This is a genomic window from Noviherbaspirillum pedocola (assembly GCF_016632335.1).
In the GTDB taxonomy this organism is placed as follows: Bacteria; Pseudomonadota; Gammaproteobacteria; order Burkholderiales; family Burkholderiaceae_D; genus Noviherbaspirillum_A; species Noviherbaspirillum_A pedocola.
Genome location: NZ_JAEPBG010000004.1, coordinates 82128 through 105350, shown reverse-complemented (window position 1 = coordinate 105350; position 23223 = coordinate 82128). Strand labels below are relative to the sequence as shown.

At 58.8% G+C, this 23223-nt stretch carries 17 protein-coding genes and 1 riboswitch; of the genes, 10 read left to right on the top strand and 7 right to left on the bottom strand.

The genetic code is table 11. The features are described 5' to 3' along the window. Positions 1–66 precede the first annotated feature (66 nt). Together JJB74_RS11430 and JJB74_RS11425 are read right to left on the bottom strand one after the other, a co-directional pair. Entirely contained in the window at positions 67–528 is a 462-nt protein-coding gene (locus JJB74_RS11430; RefSeq protein WP_200592000.1) for a DUF3429 domain-containing protein, read from the bottom strand. A 16-nt stretch (positions 529–544) separates the two neighbouring features. After that, positions 545–1573 carry a MerR family transcriptional regulator gene (locus JJB74_RS11425; protein WP_267913151.1) on the bottom strand — a complete coding sequence of 343 codons (1029 nt, stop codon included), beginning with the start codon at positions 1571–1573 and terminating at the stop codon, positions 545–547. A gap of 119 nt (positions 1574–1692) precedes the next feature. Between JJB74_RS11425 and JJB74_RS11420 the strand changes: the two genes are divergently transcribed. The 4 genes from JJB74_RS11420 to JJB74_RS11405 all read left to right on the top strand — a co-directional run bounded on the left by JJB74_RS11420 (position 1693) and on the right by JJB74_RS11405 (position 7187). Then, on the top strand, positions 1693–2052 hold the full coding sequence (locus JJB74_RS11420; RefSeq protein WP_200591998.1) for a thiol-disulfide oxidoreductase DCC family protein: 360 nt from the start codon (positions 1693–1695) through the stop codon (positions 2050–2052). Further along, positions 2053–3657 carry a cryptochrome/photolyase family protein gene (locus JJB74_RS11415; RefSeq protein WP_200591997.1) on the top strand — a complete coding sequence of 535 codons (1605 nt, stop codon included), beginning with the start codon at positions 2053–2055 and terminating at the stop codon, positions 3655–3657. Between the two features lie 156 nt (positions 3658–3813). Beyond that, positions 3814–5424 (top strand): sensor domain-containing diguanylate cyclase, encoded by a 1611-nt coding sequence (locus tag JJB74_RS11410; RefSeq protein WP_200591996.1) that lies wholly within the window; start codon positions 3814–3816, stop codon positions 5422–5424. A 479-nt stretch (positions 5425–5903) separates the two neighbouring features. Continuing rightward, positions 5904–7187, top strand: coding sequence for a S53 family peptidase (locus JJB74_RS11405; RefSeq protein ID WP_234484115.1), 1284 nt, complete (start codon positions 5904–5906; stop codon positions 7185–7187). Between the two features lie 326 nt (positions 7188–7513). Here the strand turns inward: JJB74_RS11405 and JJB74_RS11400 are convergent, their stop codons facing one another. The 4 genes from JJB74_RS11400 to JJB74_RS11385 all read right to left on the bottom strand — a co-directional run bounded on the left by JJB74_RS11400 (position 7514) and on the right by JJB74_RS11385 (position 13212). Beyond that, positions 7514–8791 carry a DUF4382 domain-containing protein gene (locus tag JJB74_RS11400; protein WP_200591995.1) on the bottom strand — a complete coding sequence of 426 codons (1278 nt, stop codon included), beginning with the start codon at positions 8789–8791 and terminating at the stop codon, positions 7514–7516. A 75-nt stretch (positions 8792–8866) separates the two neighbouring features. Further along, positions 8867–10678 carry a S8 family serine peptidase gene (locus JJB74_RS11395; RefSeq protein ID WP_200591994.1) on the bottom strand — a complete coding sequence of 604 codons (1812 nt, stop codon included), beginning with the start codon at positions 10676–10678 and terminating at the stop codon, positions 8867–8869. A gap of 85 nt (positions 10679–10763) precedes the next feature. Further along, positions 10764–10859: riboswitch (cyclic di-GMP riboswitch) on the bottom strand. 265 nt (positions 10860–11124) lie between these two features. Then, the gene (locus JJB74_RS11390) at positions 11125–11403 is read right to left on the bottom strand and encodes a hypothetical protein (RefSeq protein ID WP_200591993.1); all 279 of its coding nucleotides are present in this window, start codon (positions 11401–11403) and stop codon (positions 11125–11127) included. 12 nt (positions 11404–11415) lie between these two features. Then, positions 11416–13212 carry an alkaline phosphatase family protein gene (locus JJB74_RS11385; protein WP_234484114.1) on the bottom strand — a complete coding sequence of 599 codons (1797 nt, stop codon included), beginning with the start codon at positions 13210–13212 and terminating at the stop codon, positions 11416–11418. 603 nt (positions 13213–13815) lie between these two features. Between JJB74_RS11385 and JJB74_RS11380 the strand changes: the two genes are divergently transcribed. The 6 genes from JJB74_RS11380 to JJB74_RS11355 all read left to right on the top strand — a co-directional run bounded on the left by JJB74_RS11380 (position 13816) and on the right by JJB74_RS11355 (position 21747). Further along, positions 13816–15789 (top strand): phage integrase family protein, encoded by a 1974-nt coding sequence (locus JJB74_RS11380; RefSeq protein WP_200591992.1) that lies wholly within the window; start codon positions 13816–13818, stop codon positions 15787–15789. Between the two features lie 467 nt (positions 15790–16256). Next, positions 16257–17459, top strand: a complete 1203-nt coding sequence (locus JJB74_RS11375; protein ID WP_200591991.1) for a ParA family protein — start codon at positions 16257–16259, stop codon at positions 17457–17459. 13 nt (positions 17460–17472) lie between these two features. Then, positions 17473–18444 (top strand): ParB/RepB/Spo0J family partition protein, encoded by a 972-nt coding sequence (locus JJB74_RS11370; protein WP_200591990.1) that lies wholly within the window; start codon positions 17473–17475, stop codon positions 18442–18444. Between the two features lie 253 nt (positions 18445–18697). Further along, positions 18698–19714: a hypothetical protein gene (locus JJB74_RS11365; protein ID WP_200591989.1), complete on the top strand. Its 1017-nt coding sequence runs from the start codon at positions 18698–18700 to the stop codon at positions 19712–19714. A 784-nt stretch (positions 19715–20498) separates the two neighbouring features. Beyond that, positions 20499–20891 carry a nuclear transport factor 2-like protein gene (locus JJB74_RS11360; protein ID WP_200591988.1) on the top strand — a complete coding sequence of 131 codons (393 nt, stop codon included), beginning with the start codon at positions 20499–20501 and terminating at the stop codon, positions 20889–20891. Between the two features lie 127 nt (positions 20892–21018). Further along, complete coding sequence (locus JJB74_RS11355) at positions 21019–21747, top strand: DUF2076 domain-containing protein (RefSeq protein WP_200591987.1); 729 nt, start codon at positions 21019–21021, stop codon at positions 21745–21747. A 282-nt stretch (positions 21748–22029) separates the two neighbouring features. Here the strand turns inward: JJB74_RS11355 and JJB74_RS11350 are convergent, their stop codons facing one another. Next, positions 22030–23208, bottom strand: coding sequence for a GGDEF domain-containing protein (locus JJB74_RS11350; protein ID WP_200591986.1), 1179 nt, complete (start codon positions 23206–23208; stop codon positions 22030–22032). Between the last annotated feature and the right edge of the window lie 15 nt (positions 23209–23223).

Sequence of the window (23223 nt, the reverse complement as noted above, 5' to 3'; positions counted from 1 at the left end):
ACCAAGGCGCGAACCGCGGGTTATACCGGGACAACGTCGGCTCGCCAATTTGCCGCACGCACTGTCTCATCCCTGCCCCGCTCCACGCCACACGTACGCGAGCAGGCACACGCTGGCGACCACGGTAAGACGCCAGCGCAGCGGCAGGTACCATGAAGGCAATGCGGCGACGCCGGCAAGCCGGCGGTCTTCCGCAAAGTGCAGCGCAAATCCCAGCACCAGGAGCAATGCCGCGGCGGGTGTGGTCATCAAGGTAGCGGGCCACGCCAGCAAGGCCGGCACCACGCTCCAGACGAACGCGCGTCGGCGCTGTGCCAAACCGATACCTGCGGCTGTCATCGCGAAGCCCCAATGCAGCGCCCCGACAAAACTGAGAATGACCGCACCATATCCCACCAGCGCGCGGCCCCACACCGCTGCGCGAGCGGGGTCCACGCCGGATAGGATCACCAGGCCCACGAATGGCACGAGGCCGCCGTAACCGAGCAAGGCGACATGGGCAGGCAATTTCAGGTTCAGCTCGGGCATGACAGGTACCTCCTGGTTAGCGAAGCGGCAGACCGGCGTGGCGGGCCACGCGCTCAAGCGCCGACTCGAACAGCGCGCGGGCGGTGCCGGCCACCTGCTGCAGGTAGGCATGCACTTGCGCATCGGCCGCGCTGACACTGCTGCAACCGGCGCTGTAGGCTTCGAAGCTCGCCAACTGCATCAGCAATTCGGCAACGTGGCGCGGGCATTCGCAGAACAACTGGGGCGGCAGTCCCGCGATCGCTGTCAGCGTGGCGTCGTCAAAGCGGCGCGGCGCCACGGCGCTGTTCGCCAGTGCCGGGGATGCCGGAGCGGCTTCCCGCGCGGACGACGAGTCCTGCGGCGAGCGCAGGGTTGCCTCCATCGAGGCGAGCCAGCTGCCCAGGGCGTCGTCGTCAATCGGCTCGCGGATCACCACCGCACCCGTATCCGCAAACGCCTTTGTCGCGCTCGCTCCTGCAAAGCGATACACCACCGCTGCCTGACGGGCCCCGCATGATTGCTGCGCCGCCGGCAAGGCCGGTGGCACGCCGGTAAGCAGTTCCGGCGCGTGCCAGAGCAGCAAGTCAGCTGGCATGCCTGATGATGCCTGCACCGCCTCGTCCAGCGACTCGAACACCGCCATGCGCCTCAGCGGCTGCGACAGATGTTGCACCACTGCCGGACGCTGCAGCCGCGCCGCTAGCGGCAGTCCCACTACGACCATCCGCAAGCCGGCTGCCGGACGGACGAATTTGTGGTTGGCGCCAGCTGCAACGCCGGCGGGCATGCCGGCCATTTCCTGCAACTGCGTCGAGTCAAGCGCCGCAATCGTTCCGATCGCGTGTCCCTGTTCAGTCAACCGCCGCAGCAACAGCACGCGCTGCACATCGGCCAGCGAATACAGCCGATGTCCCGACGCCGCCGTGGCCGGCTGTACTGCGCCGTAGCGCTGCTCCCAGATACGCAGAGTCGCCACCGGGATATTTGCCATATGCGCGACTGCCCCGCTGCGAAAGGACGGATCGGGCGCTGCTGGCGCTGGTTGCGAATGTTGACGCTTCATGATCTGAACGAGTTGCTTTTGCGTTGGCTGCTACTGGATATTCGACGCATTTTAAAGTGTATGAGTTCAGTATGAGTTCATTTTTCTTATAATGGCCCGTCTTATTCCGGAGGCCAAACATGGACCAGTCCAAACCCACGCTGTACTTCGACGGTGCCTGCCCGGTGTGTTCGCGCGAGATCGCGATGTACCGCAGGCAAGCCGGAGCGGAAGGCGTGCACTGGATCGACATCGCACGCTGCGACACGACCGAGCTCGGCGCGGATCTGAGCCGCGAGTCTGCGATGGCGCGGCTGCACCTGCGCCGGCCCGACGGCACTTTAGTCAGCGGTGCCGCCGCGTTCACGCTGTTGTGGCAATCGCTACCGCGCTGGGCCTGGCTCGGTCGACTGATGGATACACGGCCAGGACTGTGGCTGCTGGAAGGCATCTACCGAGCCTTCCTCCGGATCCGGCCGCTCTGGCGAGGCAGGCGCTAAATGGCTAGGCACTCGACGCTCACGCACGTGCGCACCCTCGTCCTCGTGCTGGGCGACCAGCTCGACATGGAAGCGACCGCTTTCGACGGCTTCGACCGCGCTCAGGATGCCGTATGGATGGCCGAAGCCGCGGAGGAATCGACCCACGTCTGGTCAAGCAAGCAGCGCATTGCGATCTTTCTGGCGGCAATGCGCCACTTTGCGCAGACGTTGCGCGACGCGGGCATGCCGCTGACTTACACGCGGCTGGACGACGCTGGCAACCGCGGCACGCTGGCTGCCGAGCTGCGGGCGTACCTGTCGACGCTCACGCCACAGCGGGTGGTGATGACGGCGCCGGGAGACTGGCGCGTGTGGCAATCGTTGAAGGCGGTGGTGGAAAACGCCGGGCTGACGCTGGAAGTACGCGAAGACCGTCACTTCTTCACCACCGTGCGCGAGTTTGCCGCCCACGCAAAAGGCCGCAAGTCGCTGCGGCTGGAGTACTTCTACCGAGAACTGCGCCAGCGCCACAAGGTGTTGATGCAGGATGGCGCGCCGATCGGCGGCCGGTGGAACTTCGACGCCGACAACCGCGAGACCTTTGGTCCCGAAGGACCGGGCACCGTGCCGGCGCGCGCTGCCTTCCCGCCCGATGCGATCACGCGCGAGGTCATTGCGCTGGTCGAAAGCCGCTTCGCCCGGCACCCCGGCACGCTTGCCAGCTTCGCCTGGCCCGTCACGCGCGAGCAGGCATTGGAGGCACTGGAACGCTTTGTCGAAGAGAGACTTCCGCTGTTCGGCCGCTATGAAGACGCAATGTGGCCCGGCGAGCCGTGGCTGTACCACTCGCATCTGTCCGCGGCGCTGAACCTGAAACTGCTGAGCGCGCGCGAGGTCGTGCATGCGGCCGAGCTTGCCTATCACGCCGGACGCGTGCCCTTGCCAAGCGCTGAAGGTTTCATCCGGCAAATCCTGGGTTGGCGCGAATATGTGCGTGGCATCTACTGGACGCAGATGCCCGGCTATGCCGACCGCAACGCCCTCGATGCGGTTTTCGATCTGCCCGCCTGGTACTGGACCGGCGATACCGACATGGCCTGCCTGCGCGAGGCGCTCTCGCAGACGCTGCAGCACGGCTATGCTCACCATATCCAGCGTCTGATGGTCACCGGATTGTTCACGCTGCTGATGGGCGTGCGACCGCAGCAGGTGCATGCGTGGTATCTGGCGGTGTATGTCGACGCTGTCGAATGGGTCGAGCTGCCCAATACGCTGGGCATGAGCCAGTACGGCGATGGCGGCCTGATGGCCAGCAAACCGTATATCGCCACCGGCAAATACATAGAGCGTATGGGCGGCCCGTGCTCCAGTTGCCGCTACGATCCGGCGCGGCGTACCGGCGATCGCGCCTGTCCGTACACCACGCTGTACTGGGATTTCCTGATGCGCCACGAAAAGCTGCTGAGCACGAACGCGCGCACCGCGTTACAAGTGAAAAACGTGGCACGGCTAAGCCCTGCTGAACGCGATGCCATAGCGCAGCGCGCCGAAGCGATTCGCCAGGGACAAGTCGGCATTCCTTCCAGCGATACGGCCGAGACGACGGAACCGATGCTGTTTTAAAATACGCAGCCGTTTTGTGCGGCGCAGGAAAAATCTCATCATCTTCTTCACGTGGTTCTCACGTACCTGGCAGAAGTCTCACCTTTCGCGGCATTCGATCGCGAAGTCTGATTTCGCGCAATTGCCAATGTGAAGCAGCCGTGATCGGCAACGAGTTTGCATTATGTTGTGCCTGCCCCAACAGTTCTTTCCAACATGCATGGTCATTTGCCTCGCCTGCGAAAGGTGTTCCGCCGCAGCTATCAACTCCGTCCCAGGACCATCCGGGCTTTCGCATTTGCTTTCGTTGGCTTAGTCATCCTCTCTTTCGTCGGTGCAGAAGGCTGGAGCGTATGGCAGGCGCGCGAAGACCGACTGGACAATGCCCGTCTTACCACGATGAATATGACGCGCGCCTTGGTCCAGCAAGCCAACGACACCATCCAGGCCGCCGATATCGCTCTGGTAGGCGTGGTTGATGTACTCGAAAACGACGGCATGGATGCCGCCGCCAAGCCGAACTTCAAGATACTGCTGCAGCGCACCGCCATACGCTTTCCGGCATTGAATAGTGTGTCGATCTATGACAGCCAGGGGCAAGGCATAGCGACATCGCGCACAGTCATCACTGGCAGATTCGCGATACCTGACCGGGAGTATTTCCGCTATCACGTCACCCATAGGGAAACGACCGCCCACGTCGGCGCGCCTGTGCGCAGCGTGACTTCGGGGAAGTGGATTTTGCCGGTGTCTCGCCGCATTAACCGCCCTGATGGCTCCTTCGCCGGTATCGCGGTAGCGACGATTGACGTCGACTATTTCGCGCAGTACCAGAACAGCTTCGACATTGGCTGGAACGGCGCCATCCTCCTGATGATGGATAACGGCACGGTCATCGTGCGTCGTCCTTACGACCCGGCGCTGATCGGAGCGGACCTCAGCAAGGGGGTGGTGTACCGTGCTTTCCTCGGTAATGGCGAACGGGGAAGCGCCGTGCTTACCGGTGTGGTGGACGGAAAAAAGCGGATGTACAGCTACCAGCGGCTACCGGACTATCCAGTCATCGTTTCCAGTGCCCTGGCCGTTGACGATGTCCTGGCGCACTGGCGAGAAGATAAGCAGCGCACCACTGCGATCGAGGCGGTCGTGCTTGCGGTGCTGTGTGTGGTGGGCTATCGGCTTATCCGACTCATCGATGAGCGCGAACAAGCACAGGAAGAACTGAGACAAGCCAAGGGTGCGCTCGAGGTGATGAACAAATCGCTGGAACGCCTCTCGCTGCAGGACAGCCTGACCGGCCTTGGCAACCGACGCCTGTTCGATACGGCACTGGCCGAAGAATTTGCGCGTGCCGTGCGCGGCGGTACGCCGCTGGCGCTGCTGCTGATCGACGTCGACTACTTCAAACGCTACAACGACCACTATGGCCATCTGGCCGGGGATGTTTGCCTGCGCCAGATCGGCGAGACATTGATGCGAACGGGCAGCCGGCCAGGGGATGTGGCAGTCCGTTATGGCGGTGAAGAACTCGCCGTGCTGCTTCCTGAAACGGATGAGGCTGGCGCGATCGCAATGGGTGAACGGTTCCGAATTGCCATACATTCGCTGGAGTTACTTCACGCAGGCAGTCCGGTCGGGATAGTGACCGTAAGCGTCGGCGCCTCCGCATGCGTTCCAGGTCTCGACTCTTCATCTGCGGAATCGTTGATCCAGGCGACCGACAAGGCGCTCTATGTCGCCAAGGAAAGCGGGCGCAACCAGGTACGCGGCGCTACTCACCCAACCTGAGATTCTGAATCCACGCCGGCCGGCGGTCGCTTTCGCCATATCGAGTGCGATGGAAAATTAGACCGACATCGCCGATTTACCCGTCGAATCTCACCTTCCCTATTGCTGCCTGGTGTGCGCCAAGAGAAGGCAAGCAAGGCCTTTCCGCTGGCGTACCCGACATTGACACTTTCTGGCAATGCCGCAGAACGCACCATTGCTGCCACTTGACGAGTGTTACCGGGATGTCAGCCGTACATACAGCTCCGGCACTACATTTTCGTGAGACTGCCGATAAGCGTTTTAGTCATTTCAATATCTGTTTGGGCCAGCCGCGCGAGTGACAACTGCTGTCGTTGCCGGTTTGACAGCTTGCGCCGAAGACAGCTTGCCGCTATAACGCTGTTTCGTTTCAGTCTCTCTCCGGCAGGCATTCCCCTGCGCCCTCTCGAAACACGTACTTTCCGCGTTTCTCCCCCGATCAAAACGGAACATCACGCATGCGCTTTCTGCAATCTTCGACAGTTGCCTTCGCTCTTACAGCCAGCATCATTTCACTCAATTCGGCTTACGCGTTGCCTCAGCAGGCCTCCTCGGTCGCACAGCAGGCCGCAGATGAGCAAGCCAACGATCCGGTGGGCCATGCCCGTGAAGGCATGACAGCGCCTCCAGGACATGCTCGCCCGCCGTTTCGCATCCACGGCAACGGCCCTATCGCCCCGATCTCTGCGACACCGCAAGCGGTGACAGCGCCCAATACAAGCCGCACGCCGGCGAACGTGCGCCACACGTATGGCTTTGACAAAATCGCCAATCAGGGCGCGGGTCAGACGATCGCGATTGTGGACGCCTACGACGATCCGAACATCGAGTCCGACCTGAACAGCTTTTCTCAGGCTTATGGTCTGCCCTCTTGTGTCTCCTCGACCGGCTGCTTCACGAAGCTCTATGCGGCCGGCTCACAGCCGGCAGTGGACGGCGGCTGGTCGCTGGAAATCGCGCTTGATGTGCAATGGGCGCATGCAATCGCACCGCAAGCACGCATCCTGCTGGTGGAGGCAAAGTCCTCGTCGATGACGGACCTCATGGCAGCCGTCGATGTCGCCGTCAAAAATGGCGCATCGGTAGTATCGATGAGCTTTGGCGGTCCCGAGTTTTCCGGCCAGTCCTACTACGATTCCCATTTCAGCGCGACCGGCGTTACCTTCGTCGCCGCTTCGGGAGACTCGGGCCATGGCGTCGATTATCCGGCGGCCTCGCGCATGACGGTTTCCGCTGGCGGTACCACGCTGAATGCTGACGCCTACGGCAATTACATCAGCGAAGCCGCATGGAATGGTTCCGGCGGCGGCGTCTCTTCCTATTCCTCCGAACCTTCCGGGCAGACTTATTGGCCACTGCCTTACGCCAGCCATCGCGGCGTGCCGGACGTTTCTTACAATGCCGATCCGGCCAGCGGCGTGCCGGTCTATACAAGCGTGCCCTACAACGGCCAGACCGGGTGGTTTCAAATGGGTGGCACCAGCGCCGCAGCACCGCAGTGGGCCGCGCTATTCGCTATCGTCAACGCGCAGCGTACCGCTGCCGGCAAAGCTCGCCTGGCATCTGCCTACAACGCTCTCTACACAGTTGGCAAAAGCAGCTATGCCAATTACAGGGACGTGACTTCCGGCAGCAATGGATCTTGCGGCGCGGTCTGCCAAGCCGCTGGCAGCTATGACTATGTCACTGGACTGGGATCGCCGAACGCTGGCAGCCTGGTCCCGGCGCTGGTCAACTACTGATTACGAGTCCGCGACCCCGCTTCTCAAGCCGCCTGTACAGGCGGCTTTTTTGTTCTTCGCCGATTTGCAGGAAATGTATCGGACTCAGTATGGTCTTCTGGTGTTATCGGGGAAAGAGCTGGTTCGATGCGCTGAGCAAAATATCCGGAACGCAGGACGAAGCAGACGTGCGTCACCACAGACAAACGGATCTTGAATCTTGACGTTTAACTCTGAATGCGGCTCTGCCGTGACGAACTGCTAAAAAAGCCGGCCACTGCAATGCAACGACCGGCTTCGGGGGTTTCGCTACGCGTCGACGGCAAATGATTGCAGCAAAGCCGCTGTTACGGCCTCAGCGTCAGATTCACGCCTGTCTGGTCTGCGCCAGTAATGGTGATGGGGCTGACCGATTGCGCTGTGTAGCCCGTTGCCGAAGCCTGCACCGCATACTGGCCAATGCCGGGGGTAATCGTGGCTTGCGTCGCAAAAGTCAACGGCAAGCTTGCGCTGTACTGCGCGACCGAAGGAGCCACCGTCGGCAGGCTCGCCAGCGTGTAGTCGCCCGTGTCCAGGTTGGCCGCGCGATAGCGGATCGTCACAGGCGTGCCCGACGCCAGAGTCTGCTGTGCCGCCACATAGGCGCCGACTGAGGTGCTTACCGGATTCAGCGTGATGGTGCCGCTGATGCTCTGCGCGGCGCTCGAGGCAACTGCCGGCACGATCGGTGCGGCGCTGGTGGACACCACTACCTCGCCGCTCGTGCTCGTCACGGGAACGCCGGTGATGACGGTGACGGCGCGGCCGTCGCCGGTAATGACGACGTCGTAATTGCCCGCGGCCAGGCGCGGCATTTTGAATTCGCCGGTGACGGCATCCGGCGCGGTGCTGGCGACGATCTGGCCGTTCTGCTGCGCCGACACTTCGACATGGTTCGCGGCCAGGCCGGCGCCGACGAAGCCGTCGATGCCGTTCAGCGCTGTGGGCAGGACTTTCACGACCGGCTTGAGCATCACCGTGCCATTGCCGCGCGTGACTATGGAATTGCAAGCGTCAAAGTCGAGAACCAGGTCGGTACGCTGTCCCGCCGTCACATCGAAGTCAGTCACGAGCTTGATGCCGGTCTGAATCGCGCTCGGCGTCGACAGCGAAACCTCAGTCGTGGTACCTGACCTGATCACCGAATTCGCCAGCGTGTTGCCGGTATTCGGATCGAGCAGGAGACGGATCTGGGTGTAATGGCCTGGGGCCAGTTGGCTGTCGCCCAGCGCGGTCAGCACGCCATTGGACAGGTCGAGCAGGTTGATCTTGCGCGCCGGGTTGAGCGTGATGTCGGTCCAGCCGGCGTCGGTGTCGGATGCGGTGGCGCTTTGATTGAGTCGGACCCTGGTCACGGTGACGTTGACCGCATCGTAGCCGCAGGACGGCGCGTCGGTCAGCGACACGCCAACTGTGCCGCTGCTGGCCAGCGTTGTGGTGGTCGTGCTAGTCGTGTTAGTGCCGGTCGAACCGTTCGAGCCGGCCGATGCGGTGCTGGTGTCGCTGCCACCACTGCCGCCGCATGCAGCAAGCAAGGCGGCCGAGACAAGTGCGCTCAGAAGTCCGATTGTGTTGCGTTGTTTCATGATGTGTATCTCCCTGAATTGCCCTATCGGGATAGTCCCGCGCGGCCGGCGCAGTCGCCGGCCGGAGAAGCAGTGTTAGTGGGTGACCTGAACCGAGGTCGACGACTGATTGCCTGCCGCATCCTTGGCCACTACCTGGATGGTGTGCGTGCCGGAGGCGAGTTTACGCGTGTTCCAGCTATAGCTAAGGGTGGCACCGGTGCCCTGGGCCTTGAGCGCGCCGTCGACATAGATCCACTGGCTGATACCTGCGGAGCCATTGTTGTCGCTGGCGTTCGTGTTGACCGACACCGTGCCGGAGACCATGCCGGGGACCGGGTTGACGATGGAGACAACAGGCGGCGTCGTATCCTTGGCGACCATCGTGGTGGCATTCGCCACGTTGACCGTCACGATCGAGGAAGCGCCCTTGTTGCCGGCGGCGTCATAGGCATATGCAACGAGGGTCGCGGAGCCGTTTGCCACGCCGGTCGAATCCCAGCTGAACGAGAACGGTGCGCTCGTCGAGGTAGCAACGGCCGTGCCGTTGACGCTGAGCTGCACGCTGGTCACGCCGACGTTGTCGGCTGCCGAGACGCTGACAGGCACGACGCCCGAGACGCTGCTGCCCGCTCCGGGTGACGTGATGGAAGCCGTCGGCGCCGTGGTATCGGCTACAGGGCTCGTGAGCGCGGCCTGCACCGCCGCGGCGGCGTTCACCCTGCCATAGCCGTAGTAGATGTCCTTGCCTGCCGCGCCGAGGTCCACTGCGGTGGACTGCAGGATGTTCTGCACCGATGCTCCGGTCAGGCTCGGATTGGCCGCCATGACCAGCGCGCCGACCGCGGCGGTCAACGGGCTGGAGAAGGAGGTGCCCATCCATTCCTGGTAGCCGCTGCCGTTCGACGTGGTCCACACGTCGCCCGGCGCGGACAGGGTCACGAAGCTGCCGTAGGTCGACCAGCTGAACAGGTTGTCATTCTGATCCGTCGCGGAGACCACGATCATCGAAGACGTCGGCGTGGTGTTGTCCTGTGTGCCGTTGTTGCCTGCCGAGACGAATACCAGGCCGCCCTTGCTCTGCATGTACTGCGCGGCGCTGATGATGGACGAACTCGCGGCGACGCCGCCATAGCTTACATTGGCGATCTTTGCACCGTGATCAGCGGCCCATGTCAGGCCATTGGAAATGGTGCTGTAGTAGGCATAGCACTCGTTGTAGGTGGTGTCGAAATAGGCCACACGGATCGGCATGATCCTGGCCTGGCCTGCAACGCCAGCCACGCCCGCGCCATTGTTGCTGACTGCTGCTGCGGTGCCGGCCACCGCGGTGCCGTGGCCGCATGCATCCGCGGTATTCGTGTTGTTGTCGTAGAAGTTGTAGCCCGCCACCAGGTTCGGAACGAGGTCCGGGTGGGAGCCGTCAACGCCGGAGTCGAGAATGGCGATCGTTACGCCAGCGCCCTGGGTGGTGTCCCAAGCGCTCGGCGCGTTGACCTTGGCCAGGTGCCATTCGCTGCCGAAGTACGGATCGTTCGGCGTGAACTTGGCCGACACCTTGCGGTCCAGTTCGGCGAACTGGATGTGCGGGTTTTGCGAGAGGTGCTGCACCGCGGCCGTCTCGGACGCGCCGGCGGGCAGGTCCACGATATGCAGGTCGCTTTGGCCGACCTTGCGGGCATGGCCGCCAACAGTGCCGGCGATGGCGGCAAGCGCCTGTTCCGGCAGGCCGGCGCGCGGCATCACGAGGATGCGGCCCTTTGCCCACTGTTCCGAAGCAGCAGGGGCGGCGCTGGCGCTGATGACGGCGCCACAGCCGAGCAGACTGAGAAGCAAGGCAAGCGTGAGCTTGCGGGGAATGGCGCGTCGCGCCACGAAGTGGTCTTTTTGCTGGTTGGTGTTGTTCATTTCTGTTCTGTTTAATTGGCTTAAACAGAACTGCAGAAACGCGCGCCTGCTACAGAAAAGAAATGGCTGCTGCTGGCATGCGCTTTCTGGCAGTCCTGCCGTCATGGGATCAACTGCTTGCTGATCCGGTAGACCGGTGACTTTGCGTCCCCCGCTTTCGCGAGGTTTGCCCTTTGCAGAATGCGCATACTTTCTCGACAGGTCCTCCAGACGCCGTTGGACCTGGCACGACCGGATGCGACATCCCGGTGATTCTTGTGTTCAGCTCGGCATCAGACGGTCGTGCACTCCTTCGTGATGACACCACAGTTGCGTACCTGCGGCGTCGTTGAAAAAACCCGCGACCGTGACGATCGCGGGGAAGGTTTTCTGGAGGTCTCGCCAACGCAAGACGACACCATCCTAATATTTCCGTCTGACAACCATCTGACAACTTGGGCGCTTCATCAATTGCGCTGGATAACAGTGGTAGCGAGATGGATTGCGCCGAGGAAGTTTTGGACGGTCTTGTCGTAACGGGTGGCAATCTCAGCGTCACGCGCCGCGCTCATTACCATTAACGCGCCAATGACCGGGCAATCCTCCGCAGGTCCACTTGATGACACGCCATAGGTGCTGTCCGATCGCTTGACGATTGAGCTTCGCGCAGCGCTCATGCAAAACAAAATGGGGCGAACCGCATCGCTGCGATGGCGGTTCGCCCCTCTGCCGATGTTCAGGCCCATAAACAGTCAGCTTTACCGCAGGTTGTCGCGCCTGTCGTCCTGGTCCCTGTCGTTGCGGTGATGCTGAAAGTCGAACATGTTCATCAGGTCGCCGATGGCTGGACGGTTCATCGGCACATACGGGTCATTACGCGTATCGATGATTGGATTGGGCAGGTTGTCACGGCTGCGCGCAGACAAGGGCTGCAGTCCCCAGTTCGCCTCGATGAATTTGAGGATCGACACATGATCGTAATAGGTGTGGTCAACATAGCCCTTCCTGGCATACGGAGAGACCACCATCAGCGGGATGCGGGTGCCATCGCCGAAGAAGTCGACCGGCTGAATATAGCCGGAGTCGTAGTATCCACCGCCCTCATCCGTCGTTACCAGAATTGCCGTCTTCTTCCACAGCTCCCGGTTGTTCTTCACCTTGGCAATCAACGACGCAACGAACTTCTCATAGTCCGGTACGGTCGCATTCGCCGGATGGCCTGCCTGGCTTTCCGGCGGACGCACGAAGGCAACTGCGGGCATACGCTTCTCATCGGCCATGTCATGGTCCAGCGCATCCATGCCGACCAGGTTGTTCTTCAGCGAGGAAGTCATGATCGATGTGAAGCCGGTCAGCGGATCGCAGATGCCGCAATACTCGCTGCTCGTGGTGCCATCCGCATTACGACCGCCGCTATACCACTTCCAGGACACGCCTTTGGTGCTGAGCGCATCGGCGATCGTCGGGATGTGCTGTGGCGGCAACGTGAAATGCGTCGGCCCCAGCGGCTGCGGCGTACCGTCGGCCTTGTAGCCGAGACCATAGTTGTTGACCAGGTAGTAGGTATTGGCGGCGCAATTGCCATTGTTATGGCTCTGGTACGGCAGGCTGGACAGGTAGCGGGAAATGGCTGGCACGCCGGGCTGGTTCTGGTCCGCGCAGTTGACGTAGGAGCCGCCCGCATAGCCGTCCTGCTGATAAAAGTTGTTGGTGCCGCCCTGCGGATCCGGATTCTCAATCTGGTTCGCCGGCGGCGTATCGGGCTGGCCATTCTGATTGTGGTAGGCCAAATCTCCGGTCACGATCGCCAGGAAGTTCGCGCCGGTGCCGCCCATGATGGGCTGATGGTAGTTGTCACTGATTGCGTAGTGGTCCGCAAGCTCTCGGAAAATCGGCGCGTCCCCGCTTTGCATGTTGTAGAAGCCCATGGCTTCCGAACCCTGGAAGGTGTTGGCCGGAGTCGGTGCGGGCGCGGCATTCTGGCCGCCTGTGCCGATGGTTGTCGCGACCCAGGGGAACAGGTCGAGGCGGCCTTCATCGTATTGCTGCCACATCTGGAAGAAACGATGCTGCGGATCGCCGGTGTGCGCGTCATAGCGGACATAGCGTGTGATCTGGAACGGCCCGTTCGGCAGGTTAGCCGGAAAGCGCGCATCGGGCACGCCCGGCGGCAAGCCAGTGGCATACGTGGTCTGCGGTTGCGGCAGCGTCGCATAGGGGTCAGTGTGCGTTGGGTCGATCTTGTAAATCTGTCGGTTGTCGGCTTGCTGTTGCGCGGATTTGCCGAACATCGGGCCTGGTGTGCCATCGGGCTTGATGATGCCCTTGGACAGCAGATTGGAGATTTGCTGTCCATGCTTGGCTTGGTAGGTCGCGAACAAGTTATCGAACGTATGGTTCTCGCCGATGATGACGATCACATGCTCAATTGGTGTTGCTGCTGAAACCGGTGAAGTGGCTGGGGCCGCATGCACGGTGAGCGGAACAGTGCTGGACAGGACGGTCGTACCGATCACATACGATAGAACGACTTTGGAAATGCGCTTGTGCTTCATGCGTATCCTCTTGCATCAATAGGAAAGTGACTGCGCGCCCGGCTCTCTATGAGAGGGCGCCAGTGTGCAGCCACGAGCAACGGGTTCGACTCGTGCTGCGGGCGTGATACTAGGAGGGAAGAATGTCACGATCGTTACATTGAAGAGCGCAACAGATGTAACTCATCGGAAATTGCGCACGCGTAAAGGCGGCGCGCTTGGTAAGTCCATTTGCCTGCGCGATACAGTAGAAATCGCTGACCTTGCCGCTTCGCCTCCACTGCAATGCTCATTCTTCTTACAGCTTCATTTGCGGCGCACCGAACGTTGAGGCACCGCGCCAGGGCATGGCGCTGGTATCTGGCATGCGTCCCTGCTTCCTGTGCCGTCTGCCCTGAAAGGAACTCCGATAATCCAGGCGACACGTCTAGCGTCAGACGAAAATTCCAGCCCGGCAATGTCCAGGTTCATTCTCGCCATAACTTATGCATTGATAAGTCCCATTATCCATTTAGGAAATGTTTGCTGCTAAAATCGCTGCGCGCGTTTCATTGTTCCCCTGCGGAATCTCGCGGGTAATGTCCCGACCGCAGCCTTAACCACTCATTCCACTCTTTCGCTCCTATGCCCTCTGCCTGGACTGCACGTGGCACGGTCCTGATTCAACTGGGACGTCATCATTTCGCCTTCTACCGTGGCTACCTGGACGGACTGGATTTGCGCACGCTGGCTCGGCGCTACCTGGAAACCGTCGAAGACCCAGATTCGGAAGGAACGGATATGGACCTGCGTGTCGCGAAGTCCATGTTGAAGTGGGTGCGGGAACAGTTGATGGTGGCCGCCCGCCGCACCGGGAATGGTTCTGGCAGCCGACTGATACGCCTGGAGCCGGAAGCCTTGCGGGTGAAATACGGCGCGCATGTGCCCACGCTCGACGAGTTTCGGGAAGAGCGCGACCCGTATGAAACCTATACCGAGCAGGAACTGATCGAGCTGTTCCAGGAAGAATATGGCGGCGCGACGCCTGGATTGGATCGCCGCAGCGTGCGGAACAACCGTCTGCGCAGCAGGCAACTGGCCGTGTTGCGGCAGGTCGAGGAATTGACGGGCGCGGACCCGCGCCCATCCGACGGCGTGGGGGGATGGATCGACCCCGTCATCGCGAAGCGTCTTACCGCTGCCGGCCTGCATACGATCGAGCAGCTTGTGAATGCAATCAATTCACGCGGCTACCGCTGGTACACCAAGGTGCCGCGTGTCGGTGAAAAGGCAGCCCGGCAGATCATGGACTGGCTGATGCTGCCCGAAACCGAGGCATCGCTGGGGATGAAACTGTCGGCGCGCGGGATCAAGCCGCGCAGGGAATGGACCACGACCATGCTGGCCCCGCCACCGGCTCGTACGGACATCGCGCCTTTGGAAAGCTTTCTGGTTCCCCATGAGCTCAACGGCGCCTATGGAACGAATCGCGGCGACCGCGCCGGCATTTCCGCCCGCAACGATCTCGAAGCGATACATGCGTGGCTTGCACGCTATCCGAAGGGCGGACATACGCAGCGCGCATATCGGAAGGAAGCCGAGCGCTTTCTTCTCTGGTCCATACTTGAGGCCGGCAAGGCGCTGAGCTCACTCACCGTGGAAGATTGCATTTCCTACAGAAATTTCCTTTGGTATCTCGGGCGCCAGAGCGATGAGGTGTGGGCGCAGTATTACCGTATTCCGCAAAAACGCTGGATGGGGCCGCGCGGCATCGAGAGACTGTCGTCGCTATGGCGCCCCTTTGAAGGGCCGCTGTCGGAACGTTCGCAGAAGCATGCGCTAGGCATTGTGCAGAATCTGATGCAGTGGCTTGTCGACCAGCGTTATCTGTTGCACAACCCTCTGCGCGCCCTTCCCCACTTGGCCAAACCGGTGACGGTCGGCATTGAAGTGTCGCGCTCGCTGACGATTGCCGAGTGGAAAATCGTCAAGGAGTATCTTGCGTGCATGCCCCGTGACGCGCGCTATCACCGTCTGCGGTTCATCCTCGCGATTGCCTATAGCAGCGGTTGTCGGCTTTCCGAACTCGTTGCGCTGCGGCGTCGCGATCTGAAGTCCTTCACTCGCCGGGGCGAGGAGGAATTGCAGTGGGAAATCGGAGTGCGCGGAAAGGGTGGGAAATTCAGAACTGTGCAACTGAATCCAAATGTGGTGAATGAAATCCGGATGTATTTTCAGCATCGCGGTTACGCGAGCCTGAGGGAGGTGGTGGAAGACGTGCCGTTGATTGCTGCGATCCCGGCGGCGAATGCGGCGCTTGCACCCGAAGAGCCGCTCTCGGCGGTGCGCTTGTACAGGGTACTCAAATCCTTTTTCGAAGAGGTCGCCAACTCATTGCTTGCCGGCGATCTGGACATGGCGACAAAGCTGCGCAAGGCGTCCACCCACTGGCTGCGGCATACATTTGCCACGCATGGCATTCATAATGGTATTGCCCTGGAAACCATACGCGATCTGCTTGGGCATAGCTCGCTCAGCACGACCTCGGTTTATGTGACTACCGAGAAGGATAAACGCAGCCGCGAGGTGGAAAAATTCGGAGACTTGGCCGCGTTTTGATTTGCGCGCGTTTTCTTCTCCTGCTTTATTAAGCTGTGAATTGCGTCGGAGTATTCGCACCCCGGATTCGGAACTGTGGTAGTCGATCCGGGAGTCGATGCATCCGCGACATTTCTTATTGGAAATATTGTGTTATTCAGGACGCGTGTCCATCGTCTTGCATCCGGCTTCCAAATTCGTTCCAGTCTTACAGCCGCACGATAATGCCACGCAAGACGCCTATTCAATCCGTTGTGAATCAATGCCCGGCATACGGAAATCGCGATTTTTTCACGCCGACGCCGCGTCGGACGCGACACCACACCCTTTGCGGCAATTCATACCGCAGCGAAGATTCATACCGATTCTAGCCAAAACCGTGAATTCGGTTGTATTATTCTGGAAACGTAGACAACACGGATGCGATAAGGATATTCCGAAGCCGTGTTGCGCATTTTGCCGCGCATTTTTTATCCTGGAGTTACTGAATGAAGTTGGATCTGGCACCCGTCCCACGTGGCGTCGACGCCGATGAGCTGCTTGCCTTGTCGGATCGGTCCGGCAAGATGCTGCAGAAAATTCGGGATTCGATGCTGCAGCCTTTCCCGCGCAAACAGGCTCCTATTTATCCGAGCAACAAGGTGCAAGCCCTTTGTAGCATTGATAAAACAAAGATGAATTACCTGCTCAAGCGCGGCGAACTGCCAACCGGTAAGCAGGAAGCGCCGGGAAGAATGCGCTATTTCACTCTCGCCGAGACGATGCAGTGGGTGAAGAAAACCGTTGATATTCCAGAACGGGCACCGGGGCAAAAAGGGAAAATCATCACGGTCGGCAATTTCAAGGGTGGTGTGACCAAGACCACGACTTCAATGATGCTGGCACAGGGTCTGACGCTACGTCGGTGTCGTAAAGTCTTGATCCTCGATCTCGATCCGCAAGGCTCCACGACCACATTTTTCGGCATTAATCCCCATGCGGAGATCGATGCCGAGCAGACCATATTACCGCTGGTCGATGGCAGTGTAGAAGATCTTCGCCATGCTCCGATGAAGACCTATTGGGACAACCTCGATCTGATTCCGAGTTCGACCGATCTCTTCAATGCCGAGTTCATGTTGCCGGCCAAGGTGCACCAGGGCGATGAAACCTTTCAGTTCTGGAAAGTGCTTCGCCGGGGATTGGAGCCATTGCTCGATGAATACGATTACATCATCATCGATACGGCCCCTACCCTTTCCTATTTGACGATCAATGCTCTGTTCGCCGGTGATTCGATCATTGTCCCGGTCGTTCCGGATGCCTTGTCCTTTGCATCGATGGTGCAATTCTGGTCACTGTTTTCAGACCTGATCGGCGGGTTGCAATCGAATAAGCACACTGAGGATTCCAAGGTTTTCGATTACATCGACATTCTGATCACCCGCATTCCAAAGAAGCCCACCGCCGAGCTGGTGAAGGACTGGATTATCAAGACTTACCGCGATCACGTGCTCCCGGTAGAGATTCCGGAGACACCGCTGGCGATGAACACATCTGCCGAGTTCTCCACTGTATATGACATGCCGTCTTATGACGGCAGCACGGATGCGTACCGGAGAATTGCCGAGCCTTTTGATCGATTGGTCGACCTCATCGATAACAAGACTTGTGCGCTTTGGGAAACGGAAAAGCAACCGTCGCTAATTTGAGGAATGAATAATCATGTCATTAACGTCGCGCCAGGCTGAGAAGGCCAGGTCCATTACCCTCGATGATGATCAAGGAACGGGGCCAGTGCAGGTACGTGTGCCACGCACTGCGCCTGGGCAGCTCATGGATCTGCAGGGAAAGTACGCAACGGCGAAAGATAGGATCAAGGAGCTTGAAACCCTGTTGGCGCAGGGTCGCAGCCTTGAGATCCCCCTTGAGGAATTGCATACGGTGCCTGGTCGTCGGCGCAAGCTGAGCGAGGAACAGTTTTCTGAACTGGTGGAAAACCTGCGCAACAATCCTCTAGTGCAAGCGATTACCGTTCGGCCGCGTGTCGAAGGCGGGTTTGAAATCATCTCTGGCCACAATCGGGTTGAGGCTTACCGTATTCTCGGCCGATCTACCATTACGGCAGTGGGGCTTGAGACGAACGATGATCTGGTTGAACTAAGCGCCTTTTACGCTAACCTGCTCCAGCCCTCCTTGCCTGACTATGAGAAATACTTGGGTTTTAAACGAAGACAGCTTCAAACGGGAAAATCTCAGGCGGACTTGGCATCTGAGGCGGGTGTACCAGCGACCACCGTGTCGGATCTGTTCAGTTTCGACCGGCTTCCGGCGGAAGCCTTGGCCCATCTCGAAGCAAAACCACATATTCTCGGAAGCAAGGCAGCGACCAAGCTGGCACAGGCGGCGGAAAGCGGCAATGGAGAGCTTGTCATCGAAGCAGTGCAGATGCTTGCAAAGGACAGTAGATACACGCAAGCGCAGGCAGTCGCCCATGCGTCCCGCTCGAAAGCACAGTCGACGGTTTCACGCTTGCAGCCGCGCATCGTAAAAACCGGCAAGCAGACCTTTTGCAAGATTCAAACCCGCGGAAACCGTGTTGTTATCGACTTCGCATCGAGCGTTGGTGAAGAGGAGGCCGCAGATTGGGCAAAAGAATTCGAACAGTACGTGCGGGGAAAGATTAAGGGCGGCTAATCATAGCGTCCTACCCTATCAATTCTTTAAAGAGAGAAATGCTATGTAAGCCTGAAAACGCTTTTTAGCGAGTCCCACATAGACAACAGCCCGAGTTGGCGCTCGGGCTGTTGAATAGTAGGAAGACCGCTTGAATTTGCGATGGAACCGATTGGCGTCGGCTCGTGGACCTACTCAGACAGTCCCGATTCTATCGCACTTCAAGGTCGTGTCAAGCCTATGGGGCTCCTTTTTCCAGACAAAAAGGAGTGTCATGACCTATCTTCCTCCAGCGGCAGATCGGGCGGTGGCGGTTGCACGCCCCCTCCCCTCTTCCCTTATTGAAGCGCGTGCGGCTGTATTCAATCCTCTTCTCTGCCTGGATCTCAATGCGACATCCAGGCGCGTACTGTTCGGCATACTTACCTTCCTCAATCTCCGGAACGCCAGAAAAGCGATTTTTCCAAGGCGCGATCTGCTGCGTGCAGAGGCTCTGCTCAACTCTGAAGCGACCCTGTATCGGGGGTTAAAGCAACTCGTCGATAAGGGATACATTACTCGTGAACAGACTCGCAGGAGCTTCGGTGAATTTCATCTATCGCCCATCTCGCTCACTACGAAGGCACTGACCATGCTCGGATTAAATCAGGTTATTCACAGGGAGCGGTCTCTCAAAGTGAGAGACGGATATATAAAGAAAGAACATACCAAAGACGAACAGTCTTTTCAGAATACAGCCCAGCCATCTGTTCGGTCGGCAGTTCCAAAGCCAGAACACGCTGGGGAAGTCAATGACATCGATCCTTCCACTGGGTTGCCAATCGAGCTTCTGCGATTGCGTACGCTTGACATTAGCAAGGGAACGATTTGCTGGCTGATGCTTCATGCCAAGCTGGCAGGCAAGCGGCTTGGGGATGTGGTTGCGGCCGTTTGGCATCGCATCAGTACTCTGCGAGGACGTAGCGTGGTGGCATATTTGCGTGCGGTGATGGCGAAGCCGTTGGACTTTGCCTGGATTGCGCAGCAACGCCACGAGAAAGCGACCCGCCATGGAGCACTTCGACGTGCCAGCGAAATGCTCGCGAGTCTTGGGCGACGTCACCATGGTCTCGAGGTACTTGCCCGGGACGGCACGGTCTGTGGGATATTCGAAGCGTCGGATGCGGGCACCCATGCAGTGGTCGGGCGGCGTGGCAGTCTGCCAGTGAACCTCTCGTTTGCTAATGCCTTGCTTCAAGGGGATATCGCTTTCAGGTCGGCTGATGAGATGGCAAGAATGTCGATGGGATGAATCCTTCCGGGTAGAAGCGGAGACGCAGCGTGTTGCGATCAGATTGTGACGAGATTCAGCCGCTTTTTTCGGCCGTAGATATCTGCGTTGTTTATTCGGGTTGAGGCGATCGTTACCAGGGATCGTTATAGCTTGTGGGAGTAGGTTGTGTTACCGGCGAGCGGATAAGGCTTATTGCTTCCAGATTTGGTGTTCGGACATGCTCGCAGCTCTAAGTGAAGACACACGGCCATATTTGAACAACTAAGACTTTTACCTATCTGTCATGTGCCGTCCTTGCTGCTCAGCACAGACATCCTTTGCAACGGCGAATATCAATTTGCTGATAGAAGAGATGTACGAACTTCGGTTTCCTTTAAAAACAATAGGTTATGGTGGGTCAGCATCAGGCGCGATAGCATTGGCGATTTTAAGTCCAGATTAAGAAGGTGAGCCGACCAGCAAATATTGCATCGTACGAACTTCGTATGTGCATAAATTCAAACACTTAGCGGAGCTTGATTGCGGCAAAGGGCAAGCCTCAAACGCCGAAGCAGAGGCGACCATACATAACGGCCGCTGAAAAACCCGAGGCCTTTGGGTGAAACGGAGGCAGTAATAATCGCCGTCCTATCCTGCCCAGGGATAGCCGTCCTAATGCCCCTGGGAAGCTCGGACAAAACTACCCCCATTTGAAACCAGCGATCGTGCCCACCCAATTTCCAATCTCTTCACGAAACGCATTCATAGACAGTAGCGTAGCCAAAACGTAGACTGCTACACCTTTCCCAAGCATTTCACAGCCATGTACGCTTTCGACTTAAGCCTGCAATACCGTATCGCTGTGCGCGATCGTGATTTCGATAAGGTGCTTGCGATCTTTACGCCGGACGCCGAAATCATCACACCGTTAAAGGGTACATGCGATGTGAAGTCCTACCACCTCTGGCTGTTCAAAACCGTGAAGAAGTCAACGGTAAAGGTGAAGAATGTATTCCAGGCACTGAATGGTGATATTTCGATTGCCGTGCAATCCGACTACGAATGGCTGATGCATGACGACCAACTCATCCATTTCGGCGGCATGTCAGTCTTCGAATTCACCCCGGACAAGCGACATATCAGGAAAATGACGACGTTCTATGACACCTCGCTGGTTCGCCCGCAGATGATCAAGACCGGTCTGCTTGCCCAGTAGACTCTATTCGGCTCCTGCTTCGAAGAGTGTACTTGCGAAATTTCCATACGCCTGCACAGGGCACTTGTAAAACCGCTAGGCAATCCTATTTTGCAAGGGTATCAACCTTTCAAACCAGGAGAACCGTATGAGTCCTCAAGAAGCGCAGATGCTGCAAACGTTCCTCAATCAGCTGGTGCAAGCCACCAATGTGCAGAAGGATCCGGAAGCAAATGCAATGATCTCCAATGCCATCAGTCGCCAGCCGGACGCTGCATATCTGTTGGTGCAAAGAGCGATGCTGATGGAACAGGCCCTCGATGCTGCGAAGGCTCAAATCTCCACCCTGCAAAATCAATTGCAGTCCTCGCAGCCGCCCAATCGAGGTTTCCTGGATTCGGCGAACTCCTGGGGCAATCATCCTGCACCGTCGACATCACGCCCGTCTTCCGTTCCCGCACCTGCCTACCCCACCGCTGGGCAATATCAAGCACCTGGTGCATATCCCCCACCCCAGCAATACACGCAGCCGGCGCCGCCAGCGTCGCAGGGATTTTTTGGGGGGCGGGCGGGAAGCTTTCTTGGCAGCGCGGCAGCAACCGCTGCGGGTGTGGCTGGCGGCGCATTCCTGTTCCAGGGAATTGAGAATATGCTCGGACATCATGGCGGCTCAGGCTTCATGAATCCAGCCGGTGCAGGCTCGTTTAACGAGCCGATCGAGAACACAACGGTCAACAACTACTACCTCGACGACAACAGTATGGCCAATAGCCGAGATGATCGGGACAGCTATTCGTCCGATCAAAACAATGTGGTCTCCGACGGCAGCAGCGACTTCTCTTCTGACCCGGGGTCCGATGACGATAGCTTCATCTGAATGCTAAACGCCTGCTGACCCAGAAAACAGGGTGAGCACCCGCACGGTTGGTGGACGTTTAGGCAGGCGAGTCTGACGCGGCCTTAAGCACATGCGGGTGCCGTCCCAAAGCTCGCCCTGCCAATTCTGATTGCTTGCCTTAATGCAGCGCTATCAAGACCGATGCTTGCCAGCGCCTAGCCCCATGAATGCCGACAGCAGTGAACCGATTTGTTTGTCGTCTTATCAGGTCCGCAGTGACTCGTGCAGCATCCCTTAAGAGTCTTTACTTTGAGCAGCAACTCAAGCCGCATGCTTGACGACAAGAGGCAATGTGCCTTCCTGTTCAAGAAACACACGGTTGCGACCGCGTTCTTTTGCGGCGTAAAGGGCAATGTCGGCGCGCTTGATCAGCGCCTTGAGATCGATATCCCGATCGCGCAGTGTCGCGACCCCGATGCTTAGTGTCACGCCTGCCATGCGTTCACGCGCCATATCGACCTTGGCGCGCAGCCGGGCAGCAAGCGCTGCCGCGCCAGGAAGGTCTGTGTCCGGCATCAGCACCGCGAACTCATCTCCACCAAGGCGGCAAAGCGAATCGACGACCCGCAACTCATGACGCACATGACTGACGAATTCCATGAGTACCTGGTCTCCCCTGTCATGACCCTGCGTGTCATTAACCGCTTTGAAGTTGTCCAGATCGACAAGAAGCAGGGACATCGGAAGACCTGTCCTTCCCGCCCGGGCTAACTCATGTTCACCCATTTCAAAGAAGGCGCGGCGGGACCACACACCGGTAAGGAAATCGTGGTTTGCCGCATATTCCGCCATCAGCACGATGCGCCGATGGGCAATCAGCAGCGCGCCAAAAATCAGCACAGGCAGAGCGAACCCGCCGGCCGCCAGCAAGATCACATTCCAGCCCGACGGCTCCAGCAACGAAACAGGCTGCCGCGTACCATACAACTGCCAGAGCGCACGAAACAGATGTCCACCTGCCACAAGAGCACACATGCTCAGAATGAAGACCTTGGGATAAAGCGGCTTGTGCCATGCAGCGCGACGCGATAACACCGTATGCCCAATCGCAAGCGCGACCCCTGCCTGAAACATAGACGCGAGCATGGTGCGTGCTGAGAATGAATCGACAACGTAATGAAAAAAGGAAATTCCGGCACAGAACAGCGCCAGCAGCAAAAACAAGGGGCGGGAGGGGGTGCGGCGGCCGAATAGGTGGCGATAGCCGACAAAGACCGCAAGCGGAGCCGAAGCGTAGACAGTGTTTGCAATTTCAAACGCGAACAGTGGCGACAGTTCGCGCCCATAGGCATACAGGATATTGCCGGCCATTCCGAGCACGCTGGCCAGAAGCAATTGCCGTATCCCCTTGACCCCGTCTTCTCGGAACGAAAAAAGGATCAGGTAGGACACGAAGCACAGCAATGAGGCGATGAGGAAAATTTCTTTGGTGCTAAGCATGGCAGGGCGCGATCG